Genomic DNA, 15,712 nt, shown 5'->3' with positions numbered 1-15,712 from the left:
TAAAAAGGAAAAGTATGACTACCTGCACCTCGCGCGCGGCATGGGGAAACCTGCTGCGTCGCCTTCATTTCTACGTTGGGCTGTTTGTCGGCCCGTTTATCTTCTTCGCCGCGCTGACCGGGACGCTGTATGTGGCGACCCCGCAGCTGGAGAATGCGCTCTACCGACACGCGCTCCACGCGGATTCCGTGGGCGAGCCGCAGCCTCTGGCCGAACAAATCGCCGTGGCGGAAAAAACCGTTGGATCAGATTTACGTTTGCACGCCGTTCGTCCGGGGCTGGCTGAAGGCGAAACCACCCGCGTGATGTTCGCTGACCCGAAACTTGGGTCATCGGAGAACCGCGCTATCTTCGTGGATCCGGTAAGCCTGACGGTACTGGGAGATATGACGGTATACGGCACCAGCGGGATTTTACCGCTGCGTCAGACCATTGATTACCTCCACACCTCTCTGATGTTGGGCGACGTGGGGAGGCTCTACAGCGAGCTTGCAGCCTCCTGGATGTGGGTTGCCGCGCTGGGCGGTATTGCCCTGTGGTTTTATACCCGACCCAAACGGCGGATCAACAATCGCTTCCAGAACCGGCGTCGGGTGCACGTGACGCTGGGCTGGGTTCTGCTGGGTGGAATGCTGCTGTTCTCCGCAACCGGCCTGACCTGGTCCCAGTGGGCTGGCGGGAACGTGGATAAGCTGCGTGCAGAGATGAACTGGCTCACCCCGCAGGTGAACACGACGCTATCCGGCCAACATGAGGTTATGGATGAACATGCCGAACATCGCGGTCATCACGGTGGGATGATGATGCCGGAAATGGCGATGGATTTGACGCAGTTTGACGGGGTATTAAGCGCGGCGCGTAACGCGGGGATTGATGCCAGCAAGCTGGAGATCCGCCCGGCGAAAACAATGGATCGTGCCTGGACCGTAACGGAAATCGATCGCAGCTGGCCGACTCAGGTGGACGCCGTTGCGGTAGATCCCCATACGATGCAGGTCCTGGACAGAACCCGATTCGAGGATTTCCCGTTAATGGCAAAACTGACCCGCTGGGGCGTGGATTTCCATATGGGGATCTTATTCGGCCTAGTGAATCAGCTGCTGCTCGTGGCGTTCGGCCTCGCCCTGTGCGTGCTCATTATCTGGGGATACCGGATGTGGTGGATGCGTCGTCCTGCGCAATCGGCAGTGAGTCCGGTACAGACGCTTTGTCAGAGCTGGCTGGCGCTGTCAGGATGGGGAAGAGGGGTTACGCTGATAATCAGCGTACTGCTGGGGCTAGCCCTGCCGGTGATGGGCGTGAGTCTGGCGCTGTTTATTCTGGTGGACTGGCTGCGCTGGCGAGCGGCAACCAGGGTGACGCTCGCCGAATCATCCGCTAAATAACCCTATGGCGTGCTGATCACCACTGCGACGCGGCGGTTTTCAGCGCGCCCTTGCGGGGTACTGTTGCTCGCCACCGGGTATTTTTGACCTAATCCTCGCGTGGTGAGATTGCTGCGCGGGATATTTGCACCCTTCGCCCAGGCATCGGCCACGGCGTTGGCGCGTTTTAACGACAGCGCTTCGTTGTAGCTTTCTTCCCCGTAGTTATCCGTGTGACCGTCCATTCGCGCATGGGTCAGGCCGGTTTCCGCCAGGCGAGAGGCCATGGACTGGATCTGCGTTTCACTCTCAGAACGCAGTCTGGCGTCATTTTTATCAAACAGGATGGTGTCCGACATGCCAAGCGACCAGTCACCGTTCAGTTCGTTAAAACCGTAAGACTTCATCGCCGCAATTTGCTCAGGAGTGAATTTGCCTTCCGGCGGCGACTGACAGCCTGCCAGAACCAGTGAGGCCAGTACTAACGGCGCGAAGTAACGTTTTAACATAGTGTATCCTTTCTAACTTATTGTTTTCGTACGCTGGTTTTTAACCTGGTACATATTGCGGTCAGCCCTCTCCAGTAATGCTTCCACGGAAGCATTTTCCCACGCCAGAGCAAAGCCAATGCTGAGTGACATCGATGCTTTTTGCCCGTTATGAAGATCAAACGGACGAATAAACTGCTGCGAAAGCGCAGCACAAATGTGTTGAACCTCAAGCTCAGAGTGAACGCCGTACAGCACCATGGCAAATTCGTCACCGCCAAGACGGTAAGACTGATGACGTTTGTCGCCAAACTCCATCATCCTGCTGGCGACTTCGATCAGCACGCAGTCTCCTGCCGCGTGGCCCCAGGTGTCGTTAATAAACTTAAAGTTATCACCGTCGAGGAAGAGCAGGGCCGAGTTTGTTCTGGCTGAAGGGTCGTTCATTAAGGCCGCAATGCTGTTACGAAACGCTGCGCGGTTGGCAAGACCGGTGAGCGGGTCGTGCATGGCGGTCCGCAACAGCTGGGCGTTTTTCGCCTGGAGCTTCAGCTGCCACTCTTCCATTTCATCCAGAAGACTGTTGAAGTCTTCGCCAAACTGGTGAAACTCTTCGATACGCCCGTCTTTTACCCGGCGGGAGAAGTTGCGGTTTGTGCGTACGTCATGCACGACGTCGGTAATGTTCTGCAGGGCCATAACCATCCCACGATGCAAAGACTGGGTAATGATAAGCGCGACGACGGCGGCAAAGAGAATGCAGCCGGTAAGTACGGCAAACGACGTCCAGATGAAGTGGCTGATCAAACTGTCACGCGCGGTAAGGCGGATTTCGCCGATCGTTAAGCCGTTATGCATGATGGGCTGCGCAACCGGTACGGGGAAAAGCCAGCGGCTGACCAGTGCGCCCAGCGTGTCGTTGTTATCTTCCGGGTTCCATGACCAGTAGGCAAACCGCTTTTTATGCGCGTTAATCACCTCCGCCGCGGCAAACTGCCCCTGTTTGCCCAGGGCTGCAAGCGTTTCGTTGGCCGCCAGCGAGTCGTTGAAAACCAGCGAAGCTTCCAGGCTGTGGCTCATTGTGGCACCGGTTAATTCGAGGTTCTTTTGCGCATATTGTTTTAACGTCACGACGGAAGCAAAACAGAGCAACAGCCATATTAACGTCATTGTGATAATGACGCTTATCATGCTGTTTCGCCTCAACGTTCTTTTAAACGTCGGACGTGGCGTTGAAGTGAAATCTTTATCCATGCTGCTTATTCCGTGCCAGCATTAATACATCCGGATTGACTCTTACGCCACTGCGCGTCAACGCATCCAGGTTGACGGAAAACCGTACCTGGCCGCGATCGATCATCAGGCAAAAGGCACTGCCAATTACACATTCCGGATTTTGCTCTGAGATTAATAGCAACGCTCTGCCCTGATATTGACTTATTAATTCAAGTTGTTTTGCCGGTGATTCAGACCCGAAATAAATCGCATCACACGTCGCGGCCAGGGCTTCCTGATCGTTACGTACAATAACGGGAGTATAGGGTAACTCGTTGTGCCCTTCGTCGCCGCTGAGCGCGTGCGTATAGTGAGAAGTGGCATAGACGCAAAGTTTAGGCTGCCCGGAAAGTGACGGCCATCGCGTATAGCTCACAATGCCTGAGACAATCGAGCGTACCGATTTATCCGTTTCCGTAAGCGTGCCTGCCGCCGCAGGGCCCACCATAAGGAACAGCATTAACACCAGAGTGAGTCGGAAAAAAGAGATCAAGAATAAATTTCTCACCAGAATCCGCCACATCGCTCCGGAAATAGATGTCCTTGAGAGTTGCGGGCAGAATACCATTGTTTATCAGAGCCGTCATTATGTCAGAAATAGCATCAGGCCAACCTAAGCTAAATCCTACAGTTGTTTATTTTTCGATGGATAAAAATAGACTTAATTAAGTCTGCTGGAACGCATACTTTCATCCATCCCTTCCTGCCATGACGCACGCAGTTTTGTCGCGTTTTCGGCAGTATCGCAACTGGCAGGGAAAGATTTGCCCGCTAATCCCCAGGCATGAATAAACCCTTCTTCGCAGACTTTCTTTTGGCCGTCAGCGTAGCCGCGAAGATATTCACTACGATCAACGTGGGTGTCGTTAAAACTATCGGCCAGGGTCTGGTTATCTTTAACCGGCAGGCCATTCATGGCGTCTTCTTTACCTGCATCAAACCAGGAGGGACTGGTCCAGTCGGGCTGGAAGGTATAAGGATTGATCTGGCAGCCCGTTAAAAACAGCGACAACAGCATGAGAGCAATTGAACGCATAGCCATTCTCCTTTTTTCTTCAGCATAGCCTGGCTTAAGAATATATGTCTGTAATTTAAACTTTACGTTTTTGGCGGCTGATTTTTGCAATAAATTGGCTTGTGTAAAGTAATGTGTACGTATTTTGGATTGAAATGTTTACTTTTTATGGTATCGTGGTTTCACCTCATTGAGGAAAACAACTATCGCAAACGAGCTTTACAGGATCGCCATCATGCAAAAAGACGCGCTGAACAACGTACATATCACTGACGAACAGGTTTTAATTACCCCGGATCAACTGAAAGCAGAATTTCCGCTGAGCGTCGCGCAGGAGGCTCAGATTGAGCACTCGCGTCAGACCATTTCAAATATCATCGCCGGCCGCGATCCGCGCCTGCTGGTGGTGTGTGGTCCTTGCTCCATTCACGATCCTGAAACCGCCATTGAGTACGCTCGTCGATTTAAAGCATTAGCAGAGGAGGTCAGCGATAGCCTCTATCTGGTGATGCGCGTCTATTTTGAGAAGCCACGTACTACCGTCGGCTGGAAAGGGCTGATTAACGATCCGCACATGGATGGCTCGTTTGATGTGGAAGCAGGCCTGAAGATTGCGCGTCGCCTGCTGGTGGAGCTGGTCAGCATGGGGCTGCCGCTGGCAACCGAAGCGCTGGATCCGAACAGCCCGCAATACCTTGGCGATCTGTTCAGCTGGTCCGCGATTGGCGCGCGTACCACGGAATCGCAAACCCACCGCGAGATGGCGTCTGGTCTGTCGATGCCGGTTGGTTTTAAAAACGGTACCGATGGCAGTCTGGCGACGGCGATCAACGCCATGCGCGCGGCCGCCATGCCGCACCGTTTCGTCGGTATCAACCAGGCGGGCCAGGTATGCCTCCTGCAAACGCAGGGTAACCCGGACGGCCACGTGATCCTGCGCGGCGGTAAAGCCCCTAACTACAGCCCGGCGGACGTGGCCCAGTGTGAAAAAGAGATGGAGCAGGCGGGACTGCGCCCGGCACTGATGGTAGATTGCAGTCATGGTAACTCGAATAAAGATTACCGTCGCCAGCCTGCGGTTGCGGAATCCGTGGTCGCACAGATCAAAGATGGCAATCGTTCGATTATCGGTCTGATGATTGAGAGCAACATTCATGAAGGCAATCAGTCATCTGAACAACCGCGCAGCGCCATGAAGCACGGCGTTTCCGTGACGGATGCCTGCATCAGCTGGGAGACGACCGATGCACTGCTGCGTGAGATCCATAAAGATTTAAACGGCCAGCTGGCGACGCGTCTGGCTTAAGAGGGTAGTTATGGTTGCTGAATTGACCGCACTGCGCGATCAAATTGATGAAGTGGATAAGGCGCTGCTGGATCTGCTGGCGCGACGCATGTCGCTGGTTGCCGAAGTCGGTGAGGTGAAAAGCAAATACGGCCTGCCGATTTACGTCCCGGAGCGCGAAGCCTCTATGCTCGCCTCCCGCCGTAAAGAGGCGCAGGCGCTGGGGGTTTCGCCGGACTTGATTGAAGATGTTCTGCGTCGCGTGATGCGGGAGTCCTACTCCAGTGAAAACGACAAGGGCTTCAAAACCCTCTGTCCGACCCTGCGTCCGGTCGTGATTGTCGGCGGTGCTGGGCAGATGGGGCGCCTGTTTGAAAAGATGCTTACGCTTTCTGGCTATCAGGTGCGCATTCTGGAAAAAGAGGACTGGGCGCTTGCTCCGGAACTCATGAAAGATGCAGGGATGGTTATCGTCAGCGTGCCGATCCACGTGACGGAGCAAATCATCGGGAAGCTGCCTCCTTTACCGAAAGATTGCATCCTGGTGGATCTGGCCTCCGTCAAAAATGGTCCGCTGCAGGCAATGCTGGCTGCTCATACGGGTCCGGTGCTGGGTCTGCACCCGATGTTTGGCCCGGACAGCGGCAGCCTGGCTAAGCAGGTGGTGGTTTACTGCGACGGTCGTCAGCCGGAAGCCTATCAGTGGTTCCTGGAACAGATTCAGGTATGGGGGGCACGACTGCACCGCATCAGCGCGGTTGAGCACGACCAGAACATGGCGTTCATTCAGGCGCTGCGCCACTTTGCCACGTTTGCCTACGGTCTGCATCTGGCGGAAGAGAACGTACAGCTTGAACAGCTTCTGGCGCTCTCTTCACCTATCTATCGTCTGGAGCTGGCGATGGTCGGGCGTCTCTTTGCGCAGGATCCACAGCTGTACGCGGACATTATTATGTCCTCCGAGAACAACCTGGCGCTGATCAAGCGCTACTATCAGCGCTTTGGTGAAGCCATTACGCTGCTGGAGCACGGAGACAAGCAGGCGTTTATCGATAGCTTCCGCAAGGTCGAGCACTGGTTTGGCGACTACGCGCAGCGTTTCCAGAATGAGAGTCGGACTTTATTGCGCCAGGCAAATGACAGTCGCCAGTAATGCGATGATGTATATACTGAAAGCCAGCATTGCTGGCTTTTTTCATTTTGGGGAACTGTCATGGCCGAACCGCAGCTGCTGTTGAATTACACCGGGCATTTGCCTGAATGCCCGACGTGGAGTGCAGAAGAGCACGCGCTCTACTGGGCCGATATTCTGGAAGGAGAGATCCACCGCTACCATCTTCCGACGGCGGAACACACCGTGCTTTCTTTTCATGAGGAGGTGGGCTGTTTCGCGCTGCGCGAGCGCGGCGGCTTTATCGTCGCCATGCGCAATGGCATCTGGCTTGCCGATAAGCATGGCCTTCTGCAGCGCAAGGTGTGCGATAACCCCTCTAACCCGCAGCTGGCGCGTTTTAACGATGGAGGCACCGACCATCAGGGCCGGTTCTATGCGGGTACGTTCTGGGGACCGGGAGATTACAACGGGGCTCTGCTGATGCGCATCGACAACGACCTGACGCCAAAGGTGATCCAGTGCGATATCCACGGGCATAACGGCTTAGCGTTTAGCCCGGATAAGCAGTGGATGTTTTCCTCAGACACGCCCAACGGTGTTATTTACCGTACCCCGCTTGATGAGCAGGGCGAGCCGGGTAAGCGAGAGGTGTTTCGTCAGTTTAAAGAGGGCGAGGGGATACCGGACGGCGCGGCGATGGATGTGGAAGGCTGTTACTGGAGCGCGCTGTTTGACGGCTGGCGCATCGCGCGTTTTTCACCGCAAGGGGAGCAGCTGGAAGAATATCGCATGCCGGTGCGTTGCCCGACGATGGTCTGCTTTGGCGGCGATGATATGAAAACGCTGTTTATTACCACCACGCGGGAGAATATGGAGGCGGAGGAGGTGGCGAAATATCCTCTCTCCGGAGCTATCTTCACCCTGCCGGTGAGCGTGGCAGGGATGAAGAAAAGCCGCTTTATCGAACGTTAGATTGGATCGACCGGCACGACGTTTTCGCTCGGGTAGCAGCCCAGCACCTTCATGGAACGCGTGATCTCGCCCAGCTCGCGGAGAGCTTTCTGCATGGAAGCAGACTCCAGGTTGGCCTGGATGTCGAGGTAAAACATCTCTTCCCACGGGTTACCGTGGATTGGGCGTGATTCCAGCCTGGTCATGATCAGGTTGTGATTACGCAGCACCAGCAGGGCTTCAACCAGCGCACCGGCCTGTTGGCCGGTTGCCATCAGCAGCGTGGTTTTGGCCGGTACCTGGTCAGACACATTGATTGCCTTGCGGGCCAGCACCACGAAGCGGGTAATGTTTTGCGTCTGGTTTGCCAGGTTGCGTTCCAGCACCTGCAGGCCATACAGCGCGCCGCCCGCTTCGCTGCCGAGCGCCGCGACGGTGGGGGAATTAGCCTGCGCCACTTTTTCCATTGCCGCCGAGGTGCTTTCGGTGTACTCAATTTTCCAGTTCGGATAGCGGTTCAGGAACTGGCTGCACTGCTGGAACGGCTGCGGATGACTGTAAACCGTTTCGATCGTGTTCAGGTCCGTTGAGCCTGAGACCAGCACGCAGTGATCGATAGGGATCGTCAGCTCGCCGACCAGCGACAGGCTGGTGTGCTGCAGCAAATCGTAGACGTCGTTGATGGCGCCGGAGCTGGTGTTTTCAATCGGCACCACGGCGTAATCCGCCTGGCCGGTCTCGACCTGGTTAAAAATGTCGGCAAACTTCGCGCAGCCGCTCTCAATAAATTCTTCGAAATGGCGTGCAGCGTACTGACGTGCGGCCAGGTGAGAATAAGAGCCCTTCGGTCCCAGGAAGGCGATACGCGCAGAGTGTGGATTGGTTTTATTGAGGTGCTGCTGGAGTAACGCTTGCTGGGTCAGAACGGAGTCTTCAATGATGAGCTGGAACAACCGGGTTATGTAGTGGGCATCGAGGTGATGCGCTTTGCCGAGCTGAATGAGACGTTCCAGAAGATCCCGCTCGCGGTCGATATCACGGACCGGACGATGGGAGTCCAGCTTGGCTTTGCCTACTTCAACGGCAAGGGCGCGGCGTTCGGCCAGCAGCGCCAGCAGTTTCTCATCCAGCGCGCTGATTTTTACGCGCAGATCCAGTAACGGGTTTTCCGGTGTCATAGTGTTGCCTGTCTCATTTTATCGTTATCAATAAAAAAGGCCCCCCGGTGTGGGAGGCCTTGTTGTTCGTCTTCGCATTCTTTATCACACGACGAAACGCCTCCCGTTCAGGGGAAGGTAAAAAAGAATGCGAAGAAGAACGGCGTAAGTTTCATAAAGTCATCCTGTGATTGATACCGTTAAAGTACCTGTACTGTTTTCACCCTGTCAATAAAAAAACAAAAAACGCGCCCGAAGGCGCGTTGGCGGTACACTCAATTTAAAGGATTACTCTTCTTCAACTTCTTCCGCGAAGCTGGCGTCTTTCACCGACGTTGCGGCGCGACGGGCTTCACCTTTGTGTTGCACTTTATTGAGCTGCCGTTCCAGCTTGTTGATCAAATCGTTAATAGCGGTGTACATATCCTCGTGTTTTGCGCTGGCGACCAGATGGCCGTTTGGAGTATTGATAGTTGCGTCAGCGATGAAACCCTGCGGCTCCTTGGACAGGATGATATGTGGATTAATCAAATGAGTTTGCCATTTATCCAGTTTGGCGAGACGGTCTGCGACGTGCTGGCGAATTGCCGGAGTAATTTCCATTTGTTTACTGGTAATGTTCATTGTCATAAATTTTACCTCTTGTCTTTCCGTCTTGGTGATTCCAGCATACCCGACCCAATGTCAAAATGTGTGATTTAGATCACGTTATTTTGTCGGTTTTTGTCAGGGAATCTTTTTTGTGAGGCAGGGCAGGAAGAGGTGAGATTTACCTTGTAGAAGGCATAAATTGGGGCCATAGTTGACAGGATGTGTTGAGGCTAAGGCGCTTCAGCGATGCTCAGAAACGAATAAACAAACGGCAGCCAGCGGGCTGCCGTTTTGCATTGAGGCAAAATCAGGTGTTGCTGCTGTTCGCGGCGATGATTTTCGCCACTTTTTCAGCCTGAGCGGTCATCTGCATCTGACGGTAAGCATTTTCCATCAGCTTCAGGCCGTCGCGCGTTGCCTGAGTATCCGGGTAATCGCGCAGCATACCTTCTACGCGGTTAACCACGGCAACCCATGCGCCACGGCGGGTATAATATTCCGCCACGGAGTATTCATATTTCGCCAGACGATCTTTCAGGAACACCAGACGTTTGGTGGCGTCAGTCACGTACTGGCTGTTTGGATAGCCGCGCACCAGCTTGGAGAAGTCATTAAAGGCATCACGCGCATGCTGCGGGTCACGGTCGGAACGATCCACGCCGAAGAAGCCCTGCAGCGCACTGTCATCCAGCGCCATGTTGGTGAGGCCGCGCATGTACATCACGTAGTCGATGTTAGGATGAGTCGGGTTCAGACGCATGAAACGATCGATGGTTGCCTGAGCCAGCGGCAGATCGGCATTTTTATAGTATGCGTAGATGAGATCTAACTGTACCTGCTGCGAATACGGACCAAATGGATAGCGATTATCCAACGCTTCCAGTTGCGTTATCGCCTGTTTCCAGTTACCGTCCTGCAACTTTTGTTGTGCAGTCGCATAGATTTCATTCGGCGGATTGTCAGGGACCTGTTCATTTGAACCGGAGCAGCCCACCAAAGCCAGGCTCAACGTGGCCGCTGCCACCAGATATTTCATGCGCGTCATGACGTTTTGACTTTCCTCAAATGTTTGTCCGGGAGAAACTCTGTTCCTGCTCCCGATTAAGACCAGCTACAATAGCACACTATATTAAACGGCAAAGCCGTAAAACCCAACGTTAAACGAAGAAGCAGTTTATGGCACAACGAGTAGAACTCACCGCAACAGTCTCCGAAAATCAGCTCGGTCAACGCTTAGATCAGGCTTTGGCCGAATTGTTCCCTGATTATTCGCGTTCACGCATAAAAGAATGGATCCTTGACCAGCGCGTGATGGTAAACGGCAAGATCTGGGACAAACCAAAAGAGAAAGTGTTAGGTGGGGAAGCTGTCGCCATCAATGCTGAAATCGAAGAGGAAATCCGCTTCGAGCCGCAGGATATCCCACTGGACATCGTCTATGAAGATGATGACATTCTGGTAATCAACAAGCCGCGCGACCTGGTTGTTCATCCGGGCGCGGGGAATCCTGACGGTACGGTACTTAACGCGCTTCTCCATTACTATCCGCCGATCGCGGATGTTCCGCGCGCGGGCATCGTGCACCGTCTGGATAAAGACACTACCGGTCTGATGGTGGTGGCGAAGACCGTTCCTGCGCAGACCCGTCTGGTGGAATCGCTGCAGCTGCGCGAAATCACCCGTGAGTATGAGGCGGTAGCCATTGGGCATATGACCTCTGGCGGGACGGTAGAAGAGCCCATCAGCCGTCACCCGACCAAGCGAACCCATATGTCGGTGCATCCGATGGGTAAACCGGCGGTGACGCACTATCGCATTATGGAACATTTCCGCATTCATACGCGTCTGCGTCTGCGTCTGGAGACCGGGCGTACTCACCAGATCCGCGTGCATATGGCCCACATCACCCATCCGCTGGTGGGGGATCAGGTCTACGGTGGTCGTCCACGTCCGCCTAAGGGCGCGTCGGATGAGTTCATCAGCGTATTGCGTAAATTCGATCGTCAGGCGCTGCACGCGACCATGCTGCGCCTTTACCATCCGATCACCGGTATTCAGATGGAGTGGCATGCGCCTATCCCGCAGGATATGGTGGACCTTATTGACGCGATGCGTGTTGATTTCGAAGAACATAAGGATCAAGTGGACTGGTTATGACCAAACTGATTGTCCCGGAGTGGCCATTGCCTGCCGGCGTGGCCGCCTGCAGTTCAACCCGCACTGGCGGTGTTAGCCAGGGCGCGTGGGAGTCTTTGAACCTCGGCGCACACTGTGGCGATAACCTGGAGCATGTGGAAGAGAACCGCAGGCGTCTGTTTGCTGCGGGGAACCTGCCTTCAAAACCGGTCTGGCTGGAACAGGTTCATGGCAAGGCGGTGCTGAAGTTGACGGGGGAACCCTATGCTTCTAAACGTGCTGATGCCTCTTACAGCAATACTCCGGGAACCGTTTGTGCCGTAATGACCGCGGATTGTCTGCCGGTACTTTTTTGTAACCGTTCAGGCACCGAGGTGGCTGCAGCACACGCGGGCTGGCGTGGACTGTGTGAAGGCGTGCTGGAAGAAACCGTCGCCTGCTTTAAGGATGAGCCCACCAATATTATGGCCTGGCTTGGCCCGGCCATTGGTCCTCGCGCTTTTGAAGTGGGGCCGGAGGTTCGCGAAGCCTTTATGGTTAAAGATCCGCAAGCGGTGGACGCCTTCCTGCCTTCCGGAGATAAATATCTGGCCGATATTTACCAGCTTGCTCGTCAGCGCCTGAATAGCGCCGGCATAACGCAGATCTTCGGCGGCGATCGCTGTACATTCACCGAAAAGGGTGATTTTTTCTCTTATCGCCGCGACAAGACGACGGGGCGTATGGCAAGTTTCATTTGGCTGATATAACCTAAAGAATCAAGACGATCCGGCACGTGCCGTTTTCTTTTCACATAATTCAGGTCATTAACCTTGAATAATTGAGGGATGACCTCATTTAATCTCCAGTAGCAAATTTGACCTGTTATGGGAGGAGTTATGCGTCTGGATCGTCTTACTAATAAATTCCAGCTTGCTCTCGCCGATGCCCAGTCCCTCGCACTGGGGCACGACAACCAATTTATCGAACCTCTTCATTTAATGAGCGCCTTGCTGAATCAGGAAGGGGGATCGGTACGTCCTTTATTAACGTCCGCTGGCATTAATGCTGGCCAGTTACGCACCTCTATCGATCAGGCGCTGAGCCGTTTACCGCAGGTCGAAGGGACCGGCGGCGACGTTCAGCCGTCGCAGGATCTGGTGCGCGTCCTGAACCTTTGCGACAAGCTGGCGCAAAAACGTGGGGACAACTTTATTTCGTCAGAGCTGTTTGTTCTGGCGGCGCTTGAATCACGCGGTACCTTGACCGACCTGCTGAAATCCGCCGGTGCGACCACCGCCAACGTGACTCAGGCGATTGAGAACATGCGCGGAGGTGAAAGCGTGAACGATCAGGGAGCCGAAGACCAGCGTCAGGCTTTGAAGAAATTTACGGTCGATCTGACCGAGCGTGCTGAACAGGGCAAACTTGACCCGGTGATCGGCCGTGACGAAGAAATTCGTCGTACCATTCAGGTACTGCAGCGTCGTACCAAGAACAACCCGGTGCTGATTGGTGAACCGGGTGTCGGTAAAACCGCCATTGTTGAAGGGCTGGCGCAGCGTATAGTGAACGGTGAAGTGCCAGAAGGGCTGAAAGGCCGTCGCGTACTGGCGCTGGATATGGGCGCGCTGGTGGCCGGTGCGAAATACCGCGGCGAGTTCGAAGAGCGCCTTAAAGGCGTGCTTAACGACCTGGCGAAGCAGGAAGGCAACGTCATTCTGTTTATCGATGAACTGCACACCATGGTCGGCGCGGGTAAAGCGGACGGCGCGATGGATGCCGGGAACATGCTGAAACCTGCGCTGGCGCGCGGTGAACTTCACTGCGTCGGTGCCACTACGCTGGACGAGTACCGTCAGTACATTGAGAAAGATGCTGCGCTGGAACGTCGTTTCCAGAAAGTGTTTGTTGCCGAGCCAAGCGTTGAAGATACCATCGCGATCCTGCGTGGTCTGAAAGAGCGCTATGAACTGCACCACCATGTACAGATCACTGACCCGGCCATCGTTGCGGCGGCGACGCTTTCGCATCGTTATATTGCTGACCGTCAGCTGCCGGATAAAGCGATCGACCTGATTGATGAAGCGGCGTCGAGCATTCGTATGCAGATTGACTCGAAGCCGGAAGAGCTGGACCGACTCGACCGACGCATCATTCAGCTCAAGCTGGAACAGCAGGCGCTGAAGAAAGAGTCTGATGAAGCCAGTAAGAAACGCCTCGATATGCTCAATGAAGAGCTGGACGATAAAGAGCGCCAGTATTCTGAGCTGGAAGAAGAGTGGAAAGCCGAGAAAGCCTCCCTTTCCGGTACGCAGACCATTAAAGCTGAACTCGAACAGGCAAAAATTGCCATTGAGCAGGCGCGACGCGTGGGCGATCTGGCTCGGATGTCTGAACTGCAGTACGGCAAAATTCCTGAGCTGGAAAAACAGCTTGAGATAGCGACGCAGTCAGAAGGTAAAACGATGCGTCTGTTGCGTAATAAAGTGACGGATGCCGAGATCGCGGAAGTCCTGGCGCGCTGGACCGGTATTCCCGTGGCGCGCATGCTAGAAGGCGAGCGTGAAAAACTGCTGCGCATGGAGAACGATCTCCACAATCGTGTGATTGGTCAAAACGAAGCGGTTGAGGCGGTATCGAACGCTATTCGTCGTAGCCGTGCAGGGCTGTCCGATCCAAACCGCCCGATTGGTTCGTTCCTGTTCCTGGGGCCGACGGGTGTCGGTAAAACCGAGCTGTGCAAAGCGCTGGCTAACTTTATGTTCGACAGCGACGATGCGATGGTGCGTATCGACATGTCCGAATTTATGGAGAAACACTCCGTCTCGCGTCTGGTCGGGGCGCCTCCGGGATATGTGGGTTATGAAGAAGGTGGGTACCTGACGGAAGCGGTGCGCCGTCGTCCTTATTCCGTCATCCTGCTGGATGAGGTGGAAAAAGCGCATCCGGATGTGTTCAACATCCTGCTTCAGGTGCTGGATGATGGTCGTCTGACCGACGGGCAGGGGAGAACGGTCGACTTCCGTAATACGGTTGTCATTATGACCTCGAACCTGGGTTCCGATTTGATTCAGGAACGTTTCGGTGAACTGGACTACAGCCACATGAAGGATCTGGTGCTGGGTGTGGTAAGCCATAACTTCCGTCCGGAGTTCATCAACCGTATTGATGAAGTGGTGGTATTCCATCCTCTGGGTGAGAAACACATTGCGTCGATTGCGCAGATCCAGCTGCAGCGTCTGTACAAACGTCTGGAAGAACGTGGATATGAAATTCACATCTCCGACGATGCGTTGAAGCTGCTGAGTAAGAACGGTTACGATCCGGTGTACGGTGCGCGTCCATTGAAACGCGCTATCCAGCAGCAGATCGAAAACCCGCTGGCGCAACAGATCCTCTCCGGGGAGCTGGTTCCTGGCAAAGTTATCCGTCTGGAAGCCAACGACGATCGCATTGTGGCAGTGCAGTAAGTCACAAAACGCAAAAACGAGCCGCTTGCGGCTCGTTTTTGTTTAAAAACCAGGCGAAAATTGAGGTCTGGAGTTGGTTTTGCCTGGAAAGTGAGCAGTCAGTAAATAAATTTCACTTTATCCTTGCAGGTTCAGAATTACTCCCTATAATGCGCCTCCACTGACACGGAACAACGGCACACACGCCGCCGGGTCAGCAGAGAATAGTGTAAATAAACGCTTGACTCTGAAGCGGGAAGGCGTAATATGCACACCCCGCGCCGCTGCGAAAAGCGAAGCGGCACTGCTCTTTAACAATTTATCAGACAATCTGTGTGGGCACTCAAAGTGACATGGATTCTTAATGTCTTCGGACAATAAATGAATACCAAGTCTCTGAGTGAACATACGTAATTCATTACGAAGTTTAATTCACGAGCATCAAACTTAAATTGAAGAGTTTGATCATGGCTCAGATTGAACGCTGGCGGCAGGCCTAACACATGCAAGTCGAGCGGCAGCGGAAAGTAGCTTGCTACTTTGCCGGCGAGCGGCGGACGGGTGAGTAATGTCTGGGAAACTGCCTGATGGAGGGGGATAACTACTGGAAACGGTAGCTAATACCGCATAACGTCGCAAGACCAAAGAGGGGGACCTTCGGGCCTCTTGCCATCAGATGTGCCCAGATGGGATTAGCTAGTAGGTGGGGTAACGGCTCACCTAGGCGACGATCCCTAGCTGGTCTGAGAGGATGACCAGCCACACTGGAACTGAGACACGGTCCAGACTCCTACGGGAGGCAGCAGTGGGGAATATTGCACAATGGGCGCAAGCCTGATGCAGCCATGCCGCGTGTATGAAGAAGGCCTTCGGGTTGTAAAGTACTTTCAGCGGGGAGGAAGGCG

Annotated in this window: 15 protein-coding genes, 1 rRNA gene and 1 other annotated feature; of the genes, 8 read left to right on the top strand and 8 right to left on the bottom strand. The window is 54.3% G+C overall.

All coding sequences use genetic code 11. From position 1 onward, the window contains the following. The first annotated feature begins 14 nt into the window (after positions 1 to 14). The gene (locus tag UR504_RS07255) at positions 15 to 1,385 is read left to right on the top strand and encodes a PepSY-associated TM helix domain-containing protein (RefSeq protein ID WP_127732007.1); all 1,371 of its coding nucleotides are present in this window, start codon (positions 15 to 17) and stop codon (positions 1,383 to 1,385) included. A gap of 2 nt (positions 1,386 to 1,387) precedes the next feature. Here UR504_RS07255 and UR504_RS07250 read toward each other — a convergent pair whose 3' ends face one another. The 4 genes from UR504_RS07250 to UR504_RS07235 all read right to left on the bottom strand — a co-directional run bounded on the left by UR504_RS07250 (position 1,388) and on the right by UR504_RS07235 (position 4,163). Continuing rightward, positions 1,388 to 1,873: an OmpA family protein gene (locus tag UR504_RS07250; protein ID WP_115876096.1), complete on the bottom strand. Its 486-nt coding sequence runs from the start codon at positions 1,871 to 1,873 to the stop codon at positions 1,388 to 1,390. 12 nt (positions 1,874 to 1,885) lie between these two features. Next, positions 1,886 to 3,106 (bottom strand): diguanylate cyclase DgcN, encoded by a 1,221-nt coding sequence (gene dgcN / locus UR504_RS07245; RefSeq protein ID WP_302236681.1) that lies wholly within the window; start codon positions 3,104 to 3,106, stop codon positions 1,886 to 1,888. Further along, on the bottom strand, positions 3,099 to 3,650 hold the full coding sequence (locus tag UR504_RS07240; protein ID WP_223580273.1) for a YfiR family protein: 552 nt from the start codon (positions 3,648 to 3,650) through the stop codon (positions 3,099 to 3,101). Before UR504_RS07240 ends, dgcN begins: the two co-directional genes overlap by 8 nt. Before the next feature lie 138 nt (positions 3,651 to 3,788). Next, positions 3,789 to 4,163, bottom strand: coding sequence for a DUF2799 domain-containing protein (locus UR504_RS07235; protein WP_115876094.1), 375 nt, complete (start codon positions 4,161 to 4,163; stop codon positions 3,789 to 3,791). A gap of 214 nt (positions 4,164 to 4,377) precedes the next feature. Between UR504_RS07235 and aroF the strand changes: the two genes are divergently transcribed. The 3 genes from aroF to UR504_RS07220 are packed head-to-tail and all read left to right on the top strand — an operon-like array spanning position 4,378 to position 7,513. After that, positions 4,378 to 5,448 carry a 3-deoxy-7-phosphoheptulonate synthase AroF gene (gene aroF, locus UR504_RS07230; protein WP_111964897.1) on the top strand — a complete coding sequence of 357 codons (1,071 nt, stop codon included), beginning with the start codon at positions 4,378 to 4,380 and terminating at the stop codon, positions 5,446 to 5,448. 10 nt (positions 5,449 to 5,458) lie between these two features. After that, complete coding sequence (tyrA, locus tag UR504_RS07225) at positions 5,459 to 6,580, top strand: bifunctional chorismate mutase/prephenate dehydrogenase (protein ID WP_302236690.1); 1,122 nt, start codon at positions 5,459 to 5,461, stop codon at positions 6,578 to 6,580. 60 nt (positions 6,581 to 6,640) lie between these two features. Then, positions 6,641 to 7,513, top strand: coding sequence for an SMP-30/gluconolactonase/LRE family protein (locus UR504_RS07220; RefSeq protein WP_302236692.1), 873 nt, complete (start codon positions 6,641 to 6,643; stop codon positions 7,511 to 7,513). Here the strand turns inward: UR504_RS07220 and pheA are convergent. From pheA to bamD, 4 genes are all read right to left on the bottom strand, one after another. Further along, positions 7,510 to 8,670: a bifunctional chorismate mutase/prephenate dehydratase gene (gene pheA, locus UR504_RS07215; RefSeq protein WP_021242003.1), complete on the bottom strand. Its 1,161-nt coding sequence runs from the start codon at positions 8,668 to 8,670 to the stop codon at positions 7,510 to 7,512. The genes UR504_RS07220 and pheA overlap by 4 nt on opposite strands. Positions 8,671 to 8,700: 30 nt before the next feature. Next, positions 8,701 to 8,826, bottom strand: a sequence feature (Phe leader region). After that, a complete protein-coding gene (gene pheL / locus UR504_RS07210) occupies positions 8,778 to 8,825 on the bottom strand; it encodes a pheA operon leader peptide PheL (protein WP_100249759.1) in 48 nt (15 codons plus the stop codon). (Overlaps the previous feature by 48 nt.) A gap of 111 nt (positions 8,827 to 8,937) precedes the next feature. Continuing rightward, positions 8,938 to 9,279, bottom strand: coding sequence for a ribosome-associated translation inhibitor RaiA (gene raiA, locus UR504_RS07205; protein WP_003863162.1), 342 nt, complete (start codon positions 9,277 to 9,279; stop codon positions 8,938 to 8,940). Between the two features lie 268 nt (positions 9,280 to 9,547). Further along, positions 9,548 to 10,285: an outer membrane protein assembly factor BamD gene (gene bamD / locus UR504_RS07200; protein WP_023308867.1), complete on the bottom strand. Its 738-nt coding sequence runs from the start codon at positions 10,283 to 10,285 to the stop codon at positions 9,548 to 9,550. Between the two features lie 131 nt (positions 10,286 to 10,416). Here bamD and rluD point away from each other — a divergent pair, with 131 nt between their 5' ends. The 4 genes from rluD to UR504_RS07180 all read left to right on the top strand — a co-directional run. After that, positions 10,417 to 11,397, top strand: a complete 981-nt coding sequence (gene rluD / locus UR504_RS07195) for a 23S rRNA pseudouridine(1911/1915/1917) synthase RluD (protein WP_111964900.1) — start codon at positions 10,417 to 10,419, stop codon at positions 11,395 to 11,397. Then, positions 11,394 to 12,125: a purine nucleoside phosphorylase YfiH gene (gene yfiH / locus UR504_RS07190; protein ID WP_302236699.1), complete on the top strand. Its 732-nt coding sequence runs from the start codon at positions 11,394 to 11,396 to the stop codon at positions 12,123 to 12,125. Before rluD ends, yfiH begins: the two co-directional genes overlap by 4 nt. A 129-nt stretch (positions 12,126 to 12,254) precedes the next feature. Next, positions 12,255 to 14,828, top strand: coding sequence for an ATP-dependent chaperone ClpB (gene clpB, locus UR504_RS07185; RefSeq protein ID WP_115876089.1), 2,574 nt, complete (start codon positions 12,255 to 12,257; stop codon positions 14,826 to 14,828). Between the two features lie 428 nt (positions 14,829 to 15,256). Then, positions 15,257 to 15,712: ribosomal RNA gene (locus tag UR504_RS07180) — 16S ribosomal RNA — on the top strand; the annotation flags it as partial.

This window comes from Enterobacter sp. 241F3, assembly GCF_034106785.1.
In the GTDB taxonomy this organism is placed as follows: Bacteria; Pseudomonadota; Gammaproteobacteria; order Enterobacterales; family Enterobacteriaceae; genus Enterobacter; species Enterobacter vonholyi.
This window is presented reverse-complemented; position numbering and strand designations above follow the sequence as displayed.